The 15973-nt window shown below is 66.7% G+C and carries 11 protein-coding genes and 1 pseudogene; 5 read left to right on the top strand and 7 right to left on the bottom strand.

What is annotated here, in order from left to right; all coding sequences use genetic code 11:
* Window positions 1-213: 213 nt before the first annotated feature.
* On the top strand, window positions 214-501 hold the full coding sequence (locus QFZ33_RS04410) for a hypothetical protein (protein WP_307031985.1): 288 nt from the start codon (window positions 214-216) through the stop codon (window positions 499-501).
* A 341-nt stretch (window positions 502-842) separates the two neighbouring features.
* Window positions 843-3929, top strand: a complete 3087-nt coding sequence (locus QFZ33_RS04415) for a S8 family serine peptidase (RefSeq protein ID WP_444861222.1) — start codon at window positions 843-845, stop codon at window positions 3927-3929.
* A 200-nt stretch (window positions 3930-4129) separates the two neighbouring features.
* Here QFZ33_RS04415 and QFZ33_RS04420 read toward each other — a convergent pair whose 3' ends face one another.
* Genes QFZ33_RS04420 through QFZ33_RS04430 form a run of 3 tightly spaced genes read right to left on the bottom strand, consistent with a single transcriptional unit; the run spans window position 4130 to window position 6130 of the window.
* A complete protein-coding gene (locus tag QFZ33_RS04420; RefSeq protein ID WP_307025201.1) occupies window positions 4130-4534 on the bottom strand; it encodes a serine protease inhibitor in 405 nt (134 codons plus the stop codon).
* Entirely contained in the window at window positions 4531-5472 is a 942-nt protein-coding gene (locus QFZ33_RS04425; RefSeq protein ID WP_373427233.1) for a 3-methyladenine DNA glycosylase, read from the bottom strand. Before QFZ33_RS04425 ends, QFZ33_RS04420 begins: the two co-directional genes overlap by 4 nt.
* Before the next feature lie 19 nt (window positions 5473-5491).
* Entirely contained in the window at window positions 5492-6130 is a 639-nt protein-coding gene (locus QFZ33_RS04430; RefSeq protein ID WP_307025203.1) for an SSI family serine proteinase inhibitor, read from the bottom strand.
* 241 nt (window positions 6131-6371) lie between these two features.
* Between QFZ33_RS04430 and QFZ33_RS04435 the strand changes: the two genes are divergently transcribed.
* Window positions 6372-8816 (top strand): S8 family serine peptidase, encoded by a 2445-nt coding sequence (locus QFZ33_RS04435; protein ID WP_307025205.1) that lies wholly within the window; start codon window positions 6372-6374, stop codon window positions 8814-8816.
* Window positions 8817-8925: 109 nt separating this feature from the next.
* Here the strand turns inward: QFZ33_RS04435 and QFZ33_RS04440 are convergent, their stop codons facing one another.
* Window positions 8926-9375 carry a MarR family winged helix-turn-helix transcriptional regulator gene (locus QFZ33_RS04440; protein WP_307025207.1) on the bottom strand — a complete coding sequence of 150 codons (450 nt, stop codon included), beginning with the start codon at window positions 9373-9375 and terminating at the stop codon, window positions 8926-8928.
* Window positions 9376-9537: 162 nt separating this feature from the next.
* Here QFZ33_RS04440 and QFZ33_RS04445 point away from each other — a divergent pair.
* Together QFZ33_RS04445 and QFZ33_RS04450 are read left to right on the top strand one after the other, a co-directional pair.
* Window positions 9538-9731: pseudogene (locus tag QFZ33_RS04445) on the top strand (hypothetical protein).
* A 137-nt stretch (window positions 9732-9868) separates the two neighbouring features.
* On the top strand, window positions 9869-10054 hold the full coding sequence (locus QFZ33_RS04450) for a hypothetical protein (protein ID WP_307025209.1): 186 nt from the start codon (window positions 9869-9871) through the stop codon (window positions 10052-10054).
* Between the two features lie 85 nt (window positions 10055-10139).
* Here the strand turns inward: QFZ33_RS04450 and QFZ33_RS04455 are convergent, their stop codons facing one another.
* From QFZ33_RS04455 to QFZ33_RS04465, 3 genes are all read right to left on the bottom strand, one after another.
* The gene (locus QFZ33_RS04455) at window positions 10140-11498 is read right to left on the bottom strand and encodes an aspartate kinase (RefSeq protein WP_307025211.1); all 1359 of its coding nucleotides are present in this window, start codon (window positions 11496-11498) and stop codon (window positions 10140-10142) included.
* A gap of 123 nt (window positions 11499-11621) precedes the next feature.
* Window positions 11622-12221 carry a recombination mediator RecR gene (recR, locus tag QFZ33_RS04460; RefSeq protein ID WP_307025212.1) on the bottom strand — a complete coding sequence of 200 codons (600 nt, stop codon included), beginning with the start codon at window positions 12219-12221 and terminating at the stop codon, window positions 11622-11624.
* A 129-nt stretch (window positions 12222-12350) separates the two neighbouring features.
* Window positions 12351-15950: a DNA polymerase III subunit gamma and tau gene (locus tag QFZ33_RS04465; RefSeq protein ID WP_307025215.1), complete on the bottom strand. Its 3600-nt coding sequence runs from the start codon at window positions 15948-15950 to the stop codon at window positions 12351-12353.
* Window positions 15951-15973: the final 23 nt, after the last annotated feature.

A 15973-nucleotide genomic window follows, 5' to 3' on the forward strand; every position in this document is an offset into this window, starting at 1 on the left:
AGTGTTGCCGTCTCACGCCATTCCTAAACTTGCCTGGCCGTTTCAAATGGCAGGGCATTCAAATGGCATGGTGTGGACGGGCGCTCCGCGAGCTTGCATGCCTATTCTACCGGCCGCAGCGCACCACTCCGTATTCGGTGTGGCGGACGCCGCAGCGAGGAAAGAACGACGCCGGCTCTGGTCCGCCCGGGGCACGCTCAGTAGGATTGCGGAATGGCTGAGAATTCAAAATCCGTCCTGTTGCCTGTGATGGCCGTTGCCGTGTTCGCCGGCCTCGGGAGGATGGTGTTCCAGAAGATCAAGGCCGACCGTGCGGCCCGCCAGAACCCTGCCGGGCAGGACCGCGGTGGCCAGAACCGCGCTGGGTCGGGCGGTTCCTGGCAGGCCCGCGTTGGGCGCCGTGTTGGCCGTGGCGCCGCCGGGCGTGACCGGGTGGCCGGCCCGGTGGACGAGAAGACGCGCCAGTGGATCAGTGAGGTGGTCCGCACACCCCGGCAGTAGCTCGCGGCGAGGCGACAGCACAGACTTCAAAATTCCCAGCGGCGGGTGCCCTTTCCGGGCACCGCCGCTGCTTTTTGATTCCGGTGTCAAGGGCAGTGACAAAAAAGTAAATTCAGGGATTGTGTCCTATGTCATATCCGGCTCTCAGTAGGTACTGTGGGGATCGGTCGACGATTGCTGGGATCGACAGGACCTGTCATCTTCACGTGTCGTTGCCGCATGCGCCCGGCAACGTAGCCGGGGCCGTTCCTTATGAAAGGTTCTAAGCACTCGTGAAATCAGCAGGAAAAAGCTTATTCCGACGCCGGGGGGCCGGGAAAGCAGCGGCACTGGTTGTCGGCTTGCCTTTGCTTCTTTCGTCAGTCGGCGCGCTGCCGGCAACCGCGGCGCCGTCGCAGCTTGCGGCTACGGCCGCACAGCAAAAGAACATCGACTCCACCGACTACTCGGCCGGCCGCTACATTGTGGTCCTGACCGAGAAGCCCGCCGCCACCTACGAGGGCGGCACTCAGGGCCTGCAGGCCACCAAGCCACGGTCCGGCCACAAACTCGACGCCGACCGGGCAGAGGTGCGCAAGTACCAGGCCCACCTGGAGGCGAAACAGGCCGCGCTGGCTGAGAAGGAAAACGTGCAGATCCGCCGCAAATACACGGCGGCACTCAATGGGTTCACCGCCAGGCTTACCGCCGACCAGGCCGTGAACCTCGCCAAGAACCCTGAGGTCCTCGCGGTGGCACCCGACACCCAGCAGGCCCCGGACTACTCCACCACGGACTTCCTCAAGCTCAGCGGAGCCTACGGCACGTGGAACAGGCAGTTCGGCGGCAAGGCCGGCGCCGGCAAGGGCGTTGTGGTGGGCGTCATCGACTCCGGCTACACGCCGGGCAGCCAGTTCTTCGCCGGCGAAGAGGTTGCACAGCTCAAGGGCAATCCGGAGGTAGGCGTTCCCTACCGCACCGCCGGCGGTAACATCGCGATGCTGAAAGCAGACGGCAGCACCTTCGAGGGTGAGTGCCAAAAGGGTGAAGAGTTCAACGGAACGGCCTGCAACTCCAAGGTCCTCAGTGCCAGGTACTTCTCCGACGCCTTCGAGGATTCCGTCTCCAAGCAGGACCGCGCGCCGGAGGAACTGATTTCGCCGGTGGATGTGGGAAGCCACGGAACCCACACCGCAAGCACCGCGGCCGGCAACGCCGACGTGGAAACCTTCGTCGACGGTCGCAGCTTCGGCCTGACCGGCGGCATCGCACCGGCCGCCAAACTTTCCAGCTACAAGATCTGCTGGGAGGACAACGATCCCAACACCGGCGGCTGCTACACCTCGTCCGCTGTCGACGCCATCAACCAGGCCGTGCTCGACGGCGTGGACGTCCTGAACTACTCGATCTCGGGCACCACCTCCAGCACGACGGACCCGGTGTCCATGGCGTTCCTGTCCGCCGCCTCAGCCGGCATCTTCGTAGCCACCTCCGCAGGCAACTCCGGCCCTGAAGCCAGCACCGTGAACCACGGCGAGCCGTGGGTCACCACCGTTGCGGCCAGCAGCTTCTCCCAGGAGCTGCAGGGCACCGTGGAGTTCTCCGACGGCAGCAAGTTCCGCGGCGCCAGCATCATGAACCGTGAAGTTGCCGGGGCAGGCGTTGTGCTCGCCGCCAATGCAGCATCCGGACAGGCCACCGACCCTGCATTGTGCGCCCCCGGCTCGCTCGATCCGGCCAAGATTGCAGGCAAGGTGGTGGTCTGCGACCGCGGCGTCTATGACCGGGTGGCCAAGAGTGCCGAGGTTGCGCGGGGCGGCGGGGTGGGCATGATCCTCGTGAACCTGGCCGCATCATCGCTCGACGCCGACAAGCACTCCGTCCCCACCGTGCACGTGAATCCGCCTGCCACGGAAACCATCAAGGCCAAGGTGGCGGCGAACCCGGCCATCACGGTCTCCCTGGTCAACAAGGACACCACGGGACTGCCCGCCGAGGCGCAGCCGCAGATCGCCGGCTTCTCCTCCCGCGGACCGCTCCTCGCCACCGACTCTGACCTGCTGAAGCCCGACGTCGCCGCACCCGGCGTCGCCGTCCTTGCCGGCGTTTCTCCGATCGGTGCCGGCGGCGACGAGTTCGGGTTCATGTCCGGCACCTCCATGGCGTCGCCGCACGTGGCCGGCTTCGGTGCCCTGATCCTGGGCAAGAACCCCACCTGGTCCCCGGCCGCCGTGAAGTCGGCCATGATGACCACCGCCAGCGACGTCAAGCTCGCAGACGGCAGCAAGAATACGGACGTCCTCGCCACCGGCGCGGGTCAGGTGGATCCCGCCCGGGTGCTGGATCCGGGTCTCGTATACGACGCCACCGTCGACGACTACCTGCGGTTTATCCAGGGAACCGGCGTCGATCTGGGCATGCCTGGGCTCGGTACCACGCGGCCCCGTGACATGAACGTCCCGTCCTTCTCGCTCGGAAACCTGGCCGGCAGGATCGAGGTCACCCGCACGGTGACTGCGCTGACGCCGGGGGTGTACAGCGCAAAGGCCAGTGTGCCCGGAGTGAAGGTGACGGTGACGCCGTCGGTCCTGTCCTTTGGCGCTGCCGGCGAGAAGCGCACGTTCAAGGTGGCCTTTGAAAACCAAAGTGCCAAGCTGGGCGAGTTCGCCCCGGGATCGCTCACATGGCGGGGTGCCAACAAGACCGTGACATCACCGATTGCGGTCCGGCCGCAGTCGGTGGTGGCTCCCAAGAACATTGCGTTCACCTCCCAAGGGGCCAACGGTTCAGGCAACATCGGCATCGTCTCGGGCTCGAAACTGCCCACGAACGTGACGCTCGACGGTCTGTCGAAAGCGGACTCCTCGGCCATCGAACTCGTACCCGGCCCCTTCCGGTACGAGGCCGACGCCTCGAACTTCGTCAAGACGGTGGAAGTTCCCGCCGGCGTGCCCCTGGCCAAGCTGTCCGTGATTTCCGCGGATGAGAACGCCGACTTCGACATGGTGGTGGTCACGCCGGACGGGCAGGGAATTGTGGTCGCCACGGCCTCGGCGAGCGAGTCTGTTTCGATTCCGAACCCTGCTGCCGGTACCTACCAGATGTTCGTGAATCTCTACGACAGTCCCAACCAACAGGCAACCAAGGCCTCGGTGGATGCTGCGGTCCTGGGGGCCAATGAGGGCAACGCCACCGTGACTCCTGATCCGGTCCGCCTTGCGAACGGGCTCAGCGGGAAGCTCGCCCTCACCTGGAAGAACCTGGCGCCCGGCTCCTACATCGGGCGGATCACCTTCGACGGGACCAGCGCCCCGACGTTCGTGAACGTCGTGGTGGCGGAGGGCGGCGCCGTCGCGGTTGCACCGGCTTCGGAAGATCCGAAGAAAAAGAAGGAACGGGGGAAGGTCCAGAACCAGGACCTGACGCGGTCACCGGATAACTCCATCTAGGAAGGTCCCGGAACCAGGCTCCCGAAGGGGCCCCACACAGCGAAGGCCGGCGGGCGTGGCGTAACATGCCAATCTCCCGCCGGCCTTCGCCGTGCGTTTGGTTGGAGTGCTCGTACAGATAATGGGCCCTAAACGCCCCGTAAGTCGCGACATGTGTACAAAAACTCTTCTTGGACCGCGGCCAAGGATCTCCTGGCAGCTCAGATGGCGCCGGTGGACCCGGCCACTCCGCCCAGCAGCGGGGACAGCGCCCGCCAGCGGGCAATTTCGCAGCCGTCCGTCAGGGAAAACCGGGAGTTCACAGTGCGTCCGTTGAAGGTGCCGGTGACCACGGCCACCTGGGGGCCGCCATACTGCTGGGTGCACAGCCTGGGCGGGCCCGGTTCCGGAAAAAAGATCCGTTCGCCGAACCGTCCGACGGCGGCAATCGCCGCCGCTGGATCCGGCAGGGTTGATTCCACCAGTTGGCCGGAACGGCTGACCAGGACAAAGACGTGTTCCGGGCCGCCCGGGGCGTGGGTGAGGGCGACGGTCAGGTCAAGGTCCGTGTCCGGAGGCAGGCCGACATCTTGGCCTGTGCCCGGGAATTGAGGTGTATCGCTCATCGTTCGGCCTCCGTTCCGAGGCTGTCGAAGAGCGGCGCGAGGGCGGCCATCAGCCTGCCACGCAGCTCCTGGGCTTCGGCCGAGAAGGCGCGCTGCTGCTCCACGTAGGCAGCCTTGCCGTCGGCGGTCTCAATCGGAATGGCCGGGTAGCCCCAATCTGTGAGGTCGTAGGGGGAGGCCTGCATGTCCATGGCCCGCACCCGCCAGGACAGCTCGAAGCAGTCCATGACGAGTTCGCTGGGCAGGGCAGGGGAGAGCTTGTACGCCCACTTGTAGAGGTCCATGTTGGCGTGCAGGCAGCCGGGCTGCTCCATGGTCCGCTGGTTCTCCCGGCTGGGGGAAAGCTCGTTCAGGGGCACGGCGTCGGGTGTGTAGAACCGGAACGCGTCAAAGTGCGAGCAGCGGATCCTGTTGTCCTCGACCACCTTGTCCGTGCCCGCGCCTCCCAGCCGCAGCTTGAGGTACTCGTGGCGCAGCTCGAACTTCTCCTGCCGGTAGACCATGGCCCACTCGTGCAGGCCGAAACAGCCGAACTGCGCCGGCCGCGCGGCGGTTCCGGCCAGGATGATCCGGGCAAACAGGAGAGCCTCGCGCCGTTCGGCCAGGAACGCCTGACGGTCGAACGCCACCGCGGTGCTGCCGGGCGGGAGGTCCGCGCTGGCCAGCTCACCGCCGTCGAGCGCTTTGTAGTATTTCCAGTCCTTGCGGGCAGCCGCCTCCGTTCCGGAGACGACCACACCGTCACCGGGATGCCAGCGCAGCAGCTGGCCGGGCTTTTGCGTGTAGTACGTGAAGAGGAAGTCTTCCACGGGATGCTTCCGCCCCGCGGAGCGGCGGGCAAGGTAGGGATCGGCGTAACGGCGCACCCGGCGCACGTGAGCGGCTTCCCGTTCCCTCCATTCGGCGGCGGAGAGGACCTGGGCGGCGGAGATCGTCAATGCAGTGCCTGCCACGGTGCTAGAGAGCCCCGCCTGCAGCACCGAGGATGTCCTTGGCGGCGTTCCAGGCTCCGATCTGGCAGCCGTCCCGCAGGGCGAAGGAGGTCTCCACGGGGGTGCCATTGACTTCGCCGGTCACGGTGGCCACCTGCGGCCCGCCATACTGCTGCGTGCAGGAGATGCCCTTGGGCGGCGCGGCGGGGTTCACGATGGCTGCGTTGTCCTTCAGCGACGTGCAGGCTGCTGCGGCGTTGGGGTGCTGGCTCTCTGCCATCGGCGCGCCGCCCTTGCAGACCAGCGTGTAATTCGCGGCTTTTCCGTCCTTGGACGCTTTGACCGTGATGGACAGTTCGGCATCGCCGGCGCCGGGCCCGGACGGCAGGGGAGAAGCGGCAGGGGGTTCGGGCGCTGGGACCGTCGTTTCGGCGTCGGGCGGTGTAGAGCCGGGCGCCGGGGTACTGGGAGTGCCTGTGCCGGGGGTTTCAGTGCCCGGAGTCTCGGTGCCCGGTGATGAAGTCCCGGGCGATGAGGTCCCCGGTGAGCCGGTGGTGGTTCCGGGGGTGGCCGAAGGCTGGCCGCTTCCGGTATTCGGGGTGCAGGCCGCGAGACCGCCCGTCGCTGCGAGGGCGAGCAGCACAGAAATCAGTTGCTTGCGCATGCCGGGTCTCCTCACGTTTTTCCCATTCTACCGTCGGGACCCCGGGCCGTCCGGTACAGCCGGATAACGGTACCCGGCAATTGCTAACGGAAGGGTATCGATTCTTGGGGGCGTCCGCGGTATCTTTCTGACATCAACGGGTGCGCGGCATAACCAAATAGTGATGACGCCCATGGGGGGCAGAGCGTCCAGTTCGTGGGACCGAAGGTCTACAGGTCCTGAACCAAGGAAGGCATCCCCCATGATCCCTCAGCAATCCACTACCCGCCCCGGACACAGCAGTAGGCTGCCGGCCATATTCGCCGTAGCCCTTGCCATGGTCATCGGCCAGGGCCTCGCCGGACCAACGGCGGCGGCTCCGGCACCTCCATCGGCGCAGCCAGCTGCTCTCCAGCCAACCGCTGCCCAGCCGGCGGCATCCCCGCTCGACGACGGCCACTACATCGTGATGCTCAAGGACAAACCGCTAGCCACTTATTCCGGCGGTGTGGCCGGCATCCCCGGCACGGCGGTGCCGAAGAGTAAGAAGCTGAACCCCTCCGGCCCCAACTCCCGCAAATACGATGCTCACCTCAGGGCCAAGCAGCGGCAGGCGGCAGCATCAAAGGGCGTGACCATCAACAGGAGCTACACGCTGGCCCTCAACGGCTTCAGCGCTGTACTCTCCGCGGCGCAGGCCAAGGCGCTCGCCGGTGACAGCAGCGTGCTGGCCGTGGTCCCGGACAGCATGCGCAAGCCGGACTACTCGAGCACCGACTTCCTTGGACTTCCGGGCGGCGACGGCGTGTGGGACCAGCAGTTCGGTGGCACGGATGAGGCGGGCAAGGGCGTCGTCGTCGGGGTGGTGGACACCGGCTACACGCCCGACAACCCGTTCTTTACCGGGGACACCGTCGATCCGCTGTCCGGCACCCCCGACGTGGGCGTGCCGTTCCGCCTCCAGGGCAACGTGATCGCGATGCGCAAGGCCAACGGGGGAACGTTCGTGGGCGACTGCGTGGCCGGCGACGGGTTCGACGGCACGGAATGCAACAGCAAGGTAATCGGTGCCAGGTTCTACGACAAGGCCTACAAGGCGGCGGTCCCCCCGGAATTCCGGTCCCCGAACGAGAAGTTCTCGCCGCTGGACGTGAGCGGCCACGGATCCCACACGGGCAGCACCGCAGCCGGAAACAGTGACGTCGCCCAGACGGCAGGCGGCCGGGACTTTGGCAAGAGCTCAGGCGTTGCGCCCGCGGCCAAGATCGCCGTTTACAAGGTCTGCTGGGAAGGCGCCATTCCGGAGGCTACCGGGTGCGTCGAGTCGGACATTCTTAACGCCATCCAGGATGCCGTCCTCGACGGCGTGGACGTGCTGAACTTCTCCATCTCGGGAAATAACAACTCCACTGTCGACGCCGTTTCGCTCGCGTTCCTGAACGCCGCGGCCGCAGGGATCTTTGTGGCCGCCTCCGCAGGTAATTCCGGTCCGACGGCCTCGACCGTCAACCATGCCGGACCTTGGATCACCAGCGTGGCCGCCTCAACGTTCGACAACACGCTGCGCGGAACCGCGGAACTGTCGGACGGCAGCAAGTTCGCCGGCGCAAGTGTCATGGGCAGCGAGGTGGACTCCAAGCCGATCGTTCTGGCCGTGGACGTGAAGGCGGCCGCCGCCCTGGCTACAGATGCGGCGCTGTGCGCGCCGAACTCCCTGGACCCGGCCAAGGTTGCGGACAAGATCGTGGTCTGCGACCGCGGCGTTGTGGCACGCGTTGACAAGAGCGCCGAGGTTAAGCGCGCCGGCGGCGTGGGCATGGTCCTGGTCAACCTGACGCCCAGCTCCCTCGATGCCGATCTGCACAGTGTTCCCACGGTTCACATAGACGACCCGAAGATCAAGGACCGGGTGGCGGCAACTCCGGGCATAACGGCAAGCCTCAAGGCGACTGACACCACCGGAGCCGAACCCCCGCCTGTGCCGCAGATTGCCGGATTCTCCTCACGCGGACCCACCCTGGCATCCAACGGAGACCTGCTCAAGCCTGACGTTGCGGCTCCTGGTGTTGCAGTTCTGGCCGCCGTTTCACCGGTCGGATTCAAGGGCGAGAATTTCGGCTTCCTGTCCGGCACGTCGATGGCATCGCCGCACATCGCCGGCTCGGGAGCCCTGCTGCTCGGTAAGAACCCGCAGTGGTCCCCGGCGGCCGTGAAATCCGCCATCATGACCACGGCGTACGACCTGGTCGATGCAAAGGGCGTCGACGTGCATGACGTCTTTGCCCAGGGCGCAGGCCATGTCCAGCCGGCCCGGTTCGACTCCCCGGGGCTCGTTTACGACGCCGGCATCGGTGACTGGATGGGCTTCCTCCAGGGACAGGGAATCGCCCTTGGTGTGGCTCCCATCGCAGCCAAGGACGTCAACCTTCCCTCGGTGGCACTGGGCGCCATGTCCGGCAGCCAGACCGTTACGCGGCGGGTCACGGCGGTGACGGCAGGAACCTACCGGGCAGCGATCACCCTTCCGGGCATTACAACCACCGTCAGTCCGGCAGAAGTGACGCTGGCCGAGGGTGAAAGCGCCACGTTCACCATCACGTTTACTACCGCAGGGGCTCCGCTGAACGCATACTCCACCGGATCCCTGACGTGGACGTCAGGTGACAACACCGTCCGCTCACCGGTGGCGGTGCGGCCGGTGCCATAGTGCCTCTGATCCCAGGACGGACGACGCCGGGACTCACCGCTGGTGGCGGGTCCCGGCGTCGTGCGGGGACCGGTTGAAAAGCAAAAGGAAGTCACCCGGGGGCGGAGAATCACCCATGGGCGGAGCCTGTGGCGGCAATCAGGTCCATCATGGAGCTATGCAGGCTCTCCACCTGGTCCCGGCTGAGGCCCCGCTTGGCCATTATGGTCCCGGGAACTGCCGTGGCCTGCTGGCGGAGGGCCGCCCCCTGCGGAGTCAGGTCCACTGCCAGGGCGCGCTCGTTCCCCTCGACGCGCCTGCGGGTGATGAGGCCGGCCGCTTCCAGTCGCCGCAGAAGAGGCGATATGGTCGCGGGCTCATGCAGGAGGGCGTCGCTGATATCGCGGGCCGAGCGCGGGCTGGACTGCCAAAGGCACAGCATGACCAAGTACTGGGGATGGGTGAGCCCCAACCTGTCCAGCACGAGCTTGTATGCCCCTACGACGCTGCGCGAGGCGACGGTCAGGGCGAAGCACAGCTGTCTTTCCAGAAGGAGGTCGTCCTGTTTGGAAGCGGGCATTCCAGCTGTTCCGGCAGTACCGGGGGCCGGGGATCTCGGGCGGGTAGCCACGCGCATCCCTTTCGATCGTTAGTGTACTAATCATTAGGATTTTCTTGATTCTGGCAGTAGTTGTGGAATGGAGTGGACACCGTGGCAAAAGAGAACGGCGCACAGCGGTTCATGCGGGCAACTGGCAAGCTGAGGGCGGTTTTGGCCCTGCCAACAGGAGTTCGCTGGTGCACGACATGACCGAGGAGAACCGCAAATTGCTCGCCCAGCGCGAGGCCGAGACGCAGCAGTGGGAAACTGTCCGGCGCCCGGACGGCAGCACCTATGTGGTGCCACGCAACCCCGACGACAAGTCCCTGCGCTAGCAGCCGCTGGGCCATGCCCGGGGTTCTTTTTCGGGGTCCCGGCGTAAAATAAGGGCACTGGCAGTCGAAGGGCAGACGCTCTCCGCCTTCAAGCAGGGAAGGGGGTGGGACTTGTGGCACACGTGCTCAGTGGCTTCATGAATCTGACAGACAGGCTCCGGTTCGTATTCGGCCCTGCCGCCGTCGGCGATGCAGCTACGCCGGTGGTTCACCTGCATGACGATTATGAGCATGCTTCCGAAGACGATCTGGCCCAGTTCGAAGTCGAGACCGACTCGGAGGGGCACCACTATGCTGTCCGCAAGGGCGAACTGGATAAGTGACAACGCCTTCAATGAAGTGCAGAAGCCCGGTGCGTGAACGCACCGGGCTTCTGTCTGCACTGACTCGCAGTGCCTTGCGGAACCTTTAGCGGCCGGTGCCCCCGTAGACGGTGGCAACGGCTTCGCTGTCCAGGTCGAATGCCTTGTGGATGGCGCGGACGGCGTCATCGAGCAGGTCAGCATGGGTCACCACGGAAATGCGGATCTCCGAGGTGGAGATCATGTTGATGTTGATGCCCGCGGCGGACAAAGCCTTGAAGAACGTGGCCGAAACGCCCGGGTGGGAGCGCATGCCGGCGCCGATCAGCGACAGCTTGCCGATCTGCTCGTTGTACTCGATGCTTTCGAACCCGATCTCGGGCTGCGCAGCACGGAGGGCGGCAAGGGCGTCGGCGCCCTCGACGATGGGCAGCGTGAAGGAGATGTCCGTCCTGCCGGTGCCGTGCGTGGAAACGTTCTGGACGATCATGTCGATGTTCGAGTGCGCGTCCGCAATGACCTGGAAGATCGCGGCTGCCTTGCCCGGGATGTCCGGAACACCTACAACGGTGACCTTTGCTTCCGAGCGGTCGTGTGCAACACCGGAGATGATTGGCTGCTCCAAGGCAACTCCCTCTTGAGTCGTGATCTTGTCATCGGCGCCGGGCAGGACCCAGGTGCCTTCGTTCTGGCTGAATGAGGAACGGACATGCAGCGGCACGCCGAACCGCCGGGCGTATTCGACGCACCGGAGGTGGAGGATCTTGGCCCCGGACGCGGCCAGTTCCAGCATCTCCTCGCTGGAGATACGGTCGATCTTCTGGGCTGACGGAACGACTCGGGGGTCCGCCGTGTAGATGCCGTCAACGTCGGTGTAGATCTCGCAGACGTCAGCCTCGAGGGCGGCGGCGAGGGCCACCGCCGTCGTGTCCGAACCGCCGCGGCCGAGGGTGGTGATCTCGTTCGTGGAGCGGCTCATGCCCTGGAACCCGGCGACGATGGCAATGTGCCCCTTGTCCAGGGCGGTGCGGATGCGGTGCGGGTCGACGTCGATGATCCGAGCCTTGCCGTGGATCCCGTCCGTGATCATGCCGGCCTGGGAACCCGTGAAGGACTGCGCGGACGCACCGAACTTGTTGATGGCCATGGCCAGCAGGGCCATGGAGATGCGCTCACCGGCGGAGAGGAGCATGTCCATCTCGCGGGCCGGGGCTGAGTCGGTGACCTGGGCGGCAAGGTCAAGAAGTTCGTCGGTGGTGTCACCCATCGCGGAGACGACGACGACGACTTCGTTGCCGGCCTTCTGGGCGTCGACCACGCGCCTGGCCACGCGCTTGATGCCGTCTGCGTCAGCCACCGAGGAGCCGCCGAACTTCTGCACAATGAGCTGCGTGGTGGCAGCAGGAGCTGCGGGCAGCTCCTGCGGCCGCAGTTCGGTTTTCACATCGGTACTGGGCATACTCATGCGTGCACCCTCACTGGATCAAATTGGAGTTCTGGAGGCCAGACGGCCTTACGGCACGGCGGCATACTGATTTCAACAGTTTATCGCCGCCGTCCGCCCGCTGTGGAATTGTGACCGTTGCGGTCAGCTGAGGGCGTTCCGGCGGCCCTCGAAGGCCCTGCCCAGGGTGACTTCGTCCGCGTATTCGAGGTCCCCGCCCACGGGCAGCCCGGAAGCGAGCCGCGTCACTGCGATCCCAATCGACTGCAGCATGCGCGCCAGGTAGGTGGCCGTGGCCTCGCCCTCCAGGTTCGGGTCAGTGGCGATGATGATCTCTTGGACGGCGCCATCGCTGAGCCGGTTGAGGAGTTCGCGGATCCGAAGCTGCTCCGGGCCGACGCCGGCGATTGGGTTAATGGCACCGCCGAGCACGTGGTAGCGGCCCCGGAATGAGCGGGTGCGCTCCACGGCCAGCACGTCCTTGGACTCCTCCACGACGCAGATAATGGAGGGGTCACGCCTTGGGTCGCGGCAAATGTTGCACAGTTCGTGCTCGGTCACGTTGCCGCAGGCGGCGCAAAACTTGACCCGTTCCTTGACGGTGGTGATGGCCTCCACCAGCCGCTTCATGTCCTGGGGGTCTGCCTCCAGGATGTGGAACGCGAGGCGCTGCGCGGACTTCGGTCCCACACCGGGAAGACGTCCGAGCTCGTCGATAAGCTCCTGAACTGCACCCTCGTACACTTTTTCCTCGATTGCTGGTTGAAAGATGGCCGGTGCCGCCAGACGGGGCACTGGTACGTCGCGGGGCGGTCTGCCCGGCCCTTGGGTCCTCGCCTCGGGCGGGAGCTCCTTCAGACCGGGTGCCGCGGCCTAGTACCGGGGCATCAGGGGGCTGCCGTCCAGCGACCGTTCTTCGATGAGCTTTCCGCCCAGAATACGCTCGACGGCGGCACGGCCAAAGACGCCCGACTCCTCGATGGTTTCGTCATCCGCACTGGGGATGTCCTGAACGTACGGTGCCGGTTCCTCGGTGCTCCGCGCGGGCGCCTTGGCCCGGCCCGCCTCCGCCTCCGGGCTATTGGAGAGCCTCTGGTAGAGGCTCAGCTTGCCCCTGGCGGGAGTCTCGGGCGCCGGCGCCGGCGCCTGCGCCTGCGCCTGCGCCTGCGCCGGCGAAGTGGTGCGGGAAGCGGCAACTGCGGGGCCCGCCTGGACCGCTGGTCCGGCCTGAACTGCTGGGCCGGATGCGAACACGGGAACCCGGACCGGGGCGGCGTCGGTGGCAGCGGTCACGGCGGGCGCGCGGACACCCTCGTTTGGGGTGGGTGTTCCGTACTCGTGGCTGGCAGCCGCCGGGGCGGATGCCATGGCGTAGGCAGGCTCGAACTCCGGGACAGCGCGCTCGGCTGTTTCCGGCGCGCACTCAGCAGCGGCGATTTCAGCTGGGGCGCTCACACCCGGGGCGCCTTCACTTGAAGCGCTCCCACCCGGGGTGCTGGACAGTTGGCGTCCCGCGGCGCTACCGCCGGTATGCGGCGGCTGGGCGGCGGCGGGTGCGTACGCCGGTGCAGCGGAGCCGGTCGACTCCTCGTCGTGGTCGTGGTCGTTGTCAGCCGCGCTCGGGTATTTGCCCACGTTGCTTTCGGAACGGAGAGCCCATACGCCAGGTGTCTGCTCGACAGCACGGGACCATGGATCAGCGGAGGTGTCAGGAGCAGGCTGCTGCTCCGCCTGTGCCGGAGCGGCAGCTTTGGCACCAGTTTGCGCAGCGGCGGGTGCAGGCTCGACAGGTGGTTTTACCTCCGGTGCCTTTACCTCCGGCGCCGACGATGGCGCGGGGCTGCCCTGCCATTGGCGCGACGGCTCCCAGTCCATGGGGGGCTCTTCATCCAGCGGAGGTGCGTCCTCGTCGAGTGGAGGGCCCCAGTCGTCATCCGAATAGGAGTAGTCGCCAGTCTGCTGCGCTAGCGGTCCGCGTTCTTGCGTCTGCCCTGCAGTGGATGGGGCGGCAGACGCCTTGGAAGCCGCCGGGTGGGTGGCCACCGGCTGCGCGGCGGACGCCTGTGTGGCAAGAGGCTGCGGGGCAGACTGCCGGGAGGGTACAGACGGTTCATTGCCGGATGCCCCAGCGGCGTCGCCGGCGCCGGCGGGGGCGGTGGTTTCCGATTGGGACGCCGTGATGGTGGGTCCTGACCACTGCGGTGTGGAGACCGCAGAAGCCTCCGGCGAAGAAGGAGAGGCATGCCCGGCCGCGGGCGCGGTGGACGGACCCGGCGACGCCGGAGCCGAACCTGTTGCCGCAGGGCTGGCAGGGGCGGGCTCCGGCTCTGCGGAGCCACCTGGGGCAGCGGCCAGGCCCCAATCCGCGTCGGTGGTGGTAGCCGGAACGTCCCGGCTAGTAGGCGCTTTTGGGTTTGGTTCAGAGCTCGCTGAGCTGCCGGCGCCTGCCACCGCGGTGATCTGGCAGTCGATGCCGATCGTCTTGTGGATGGCTTGGCGCAGATTCTCGGAGTGGTCTGCCCTGCCGAAGGCGCCCGCCAGCCCGGAGGTGGTGAAGACGAGCGTCAGTACCTGGCCGTCGAACTGGCCAACCTGGGCATTGGGCTCAACGAGAGCCCAGGTGCTTCGCTTGATCCTTGTCAGGGTCTGCAGGACCTCGGGCCAGGCGCGGCGGAGTACCTCGACGTCGGCATGCGACCCGGTGGGGGCTGCACCGGCGGGGGCTGTGCTGGAAGAGGGTTCGGCGGGGGGCTGCGGAGCGGGAGCCGACCGGGCCGCCTGCGCGGCAACCGACTCGGGGCTCTGAGCCTGTTGGCGCTGGGCTTCGTGGCGCTGGGCCTGCTCAGACCGTGGGGCGGACTCCGGGGCCTGGGAGGCCGCGGGACGCTGGGCGACAGGCACCCGGCCCTGCCCGTCGTGCGAGCCCGGGGCCGAGCGACCTTCGCCTGCGGCGGCGTCATCCGTGGGCCAGTCGCCAGTGGTGATCCGTGGCGCGGCCAGGGCTTCCCGTCCGGGCGCGTCCTGCGCCGCGGGTGCGGCCTGAATGCTGGGCGGGCCCACTCGCGGCGCGCTGGACGCCGGAGCCACCTGCGCCGGAGCGGCAGGAACTGACGCCGAAGCTGCCGGACCTTGGGAGGCCGGAGCGTTCTGGGCAGGAGCGGCAGACGGAACAGACGCAGGGGGTGCAAGCGGAGCAGGGGAAACCGGAGAAGCCGCAGCAGGAGCCTGCGCGGCTGCCGCAGGCGCCGGCACGGCCGCCGCAACCGGAGCCGAGGCGGCGGCGGGAGCGCCGGCGTCGGACCCTCCGTAGTTAAGTCGCCGCTCCACGCGGTCGATCCTGGCAGCGATGCCGCGCTCGGTCTGCTCGGAGCTGGGCAGCAGGATGCGGGCGCACAGCAGTTCCAGGTGCAGCCGCGGCGACGTGGCACCTGTCATCTCCGTCAGCGCGGTGTTGGTAACGTCGGCCGCGCGCGACAGCTCAGCCGCGCCGAGATTGTGTGCCTGGCTCTGCATCCGGGCGATCTGGTCGGCCGGCATGCCGCGGAGGATGGCCTGGGCGCTTTCCGGCATGGCCTGCACGATGATGAGGTCCCGGAAACGCTCCAGGAGGTCCTCCACGAAACGGCGGGGATCGTGCCCCGTCTGAATGACGCGGTCCACGGCACGGAAGACCGTGGCGGCATCGGAAGCGGCGATTGCTTCGACGACGTCGTCCAAAAGCGAGGCGTGCGTGTAACCGAGAAGTGCCACAGCGAGCTCGTAGTCGAGGCCGTTGGGTCCGGCGCCTGCCATGAGTTGGTCCAGCACGGACAGCGAATCCCGCACGGACCCCGCACCCGCGCGGATCACAAGGGACAGCACTCCGGGGGCCACCGGGACGTTTTCCTGGTGGCAGAGCTGCTCGAGGTAAGCCATCAGCGGCTCAGGCGGCACCAGCCGGAACGGGTAGTGGTGCGTGCGCGAGCGGATGGTCCCGATGACCTTGTCCGGCTCGGTGGTGGCGAAGATGAACTTGATGTGTTCCGGCGGCTCTTCGACGATTTTCAGCAGGGCGTTGAAGCCCGCCGAGGTGACCATGTGCGCCTCGTCGATGATGAAGATCTTGTAGCGGTCCCGCACTGGTGCATACGTGGCGCGTTCCCGGAGGTCGCGGGCGTCATCCACGCCGCCGTGGCTGGCGGCGTCGATCTCGATGACGTCGAGGGAGCCGGCTCCGCCGCGGGCAAGTTCGACGCAGCTGGGGCAGACGCCGCACGGGGTGTCTGTGGGGCCTTTGGCACAGTTGAGGCAGCGGGCCAGGATGCGCGCAGACGTGGTCTTGCCGCAGCCGCGCGGGCCGGAGAAAAGGTAGGCGTGGTTGACGCGGTTCTTGCGCAGGGCCGTCATCAGCGGCTCCGTGACATGCTCCTGCCCGATAACGTCCGCGAACGAGTCCGGGCGATACCTGCGGTAAAGGGCAGTTGTAACAGTCACAGGGAAAACCTACCTATAGGGAC

This window comes from Arthrobacter globiformis (genome assembly GCF_030815865.1).
Lineage (GTDB): Bacteria > Actinomycetota > Actinomycetes > Actinomycetales > Micrococcaceae > Arthrobacter > Arthrobacter globiformis_B.

Excerpts from the sequence above, each read along its gene's own strand:
- QFZ33_RS04410 (WP_307031985.1), top strand. The coding sequence starts at position 214 with ATGGCTGAGAATTCAAAATCCGTCCTGTTGCCTGTGATGGCCGTTGCC.
- QFZ33_RS04430 (WP_307025203.1), bottom strand. The coding sequence starts at position 6,130 with ATGCGCAAGCAACTGATTTCTGTGCTGCTCGCCCTCGCAGCGACGGGC.
- QFZ33_RS04420 (WP_307025201.1), bottom strand. The coding sequence starts at position 4,534 with ATGAGCGATACACCTCAATTCCCGGGCACAGGCCAAGATGTCGGCCTG.
- QFZ33_RS04455 (WP_307025211.1), bottom strand. The coding sequence starts at position 11,498 with ATGAGTATGCCCAGTACCGATGTGAAAACCGAACTGCGGCCGCAGGAG.
- QFZ33_RS04450 (WP_307025209.1), top strand. The coding sequence starts at position 9,869 with ATGAATCTGACAGACAGGCTCCGGTTCGTATTCGGCCCTGCCGCCGTC.
- QFZ33_RS04435 (WP_307025205.1), top strand. The coding sequence starts at position 6,372 with ATGATCCCTCAGCAATCCACTACCCGCCCCGGACACAGCAGTAGGCTG.
- QFZ33_RS04440 (WP_307025207.1), bottom strand. The coding sequence starts at position 9,375 with ATGCCCGCTTCCAAACAGGACGACCTCCTTCTGGAAAGACAGCTGTGC.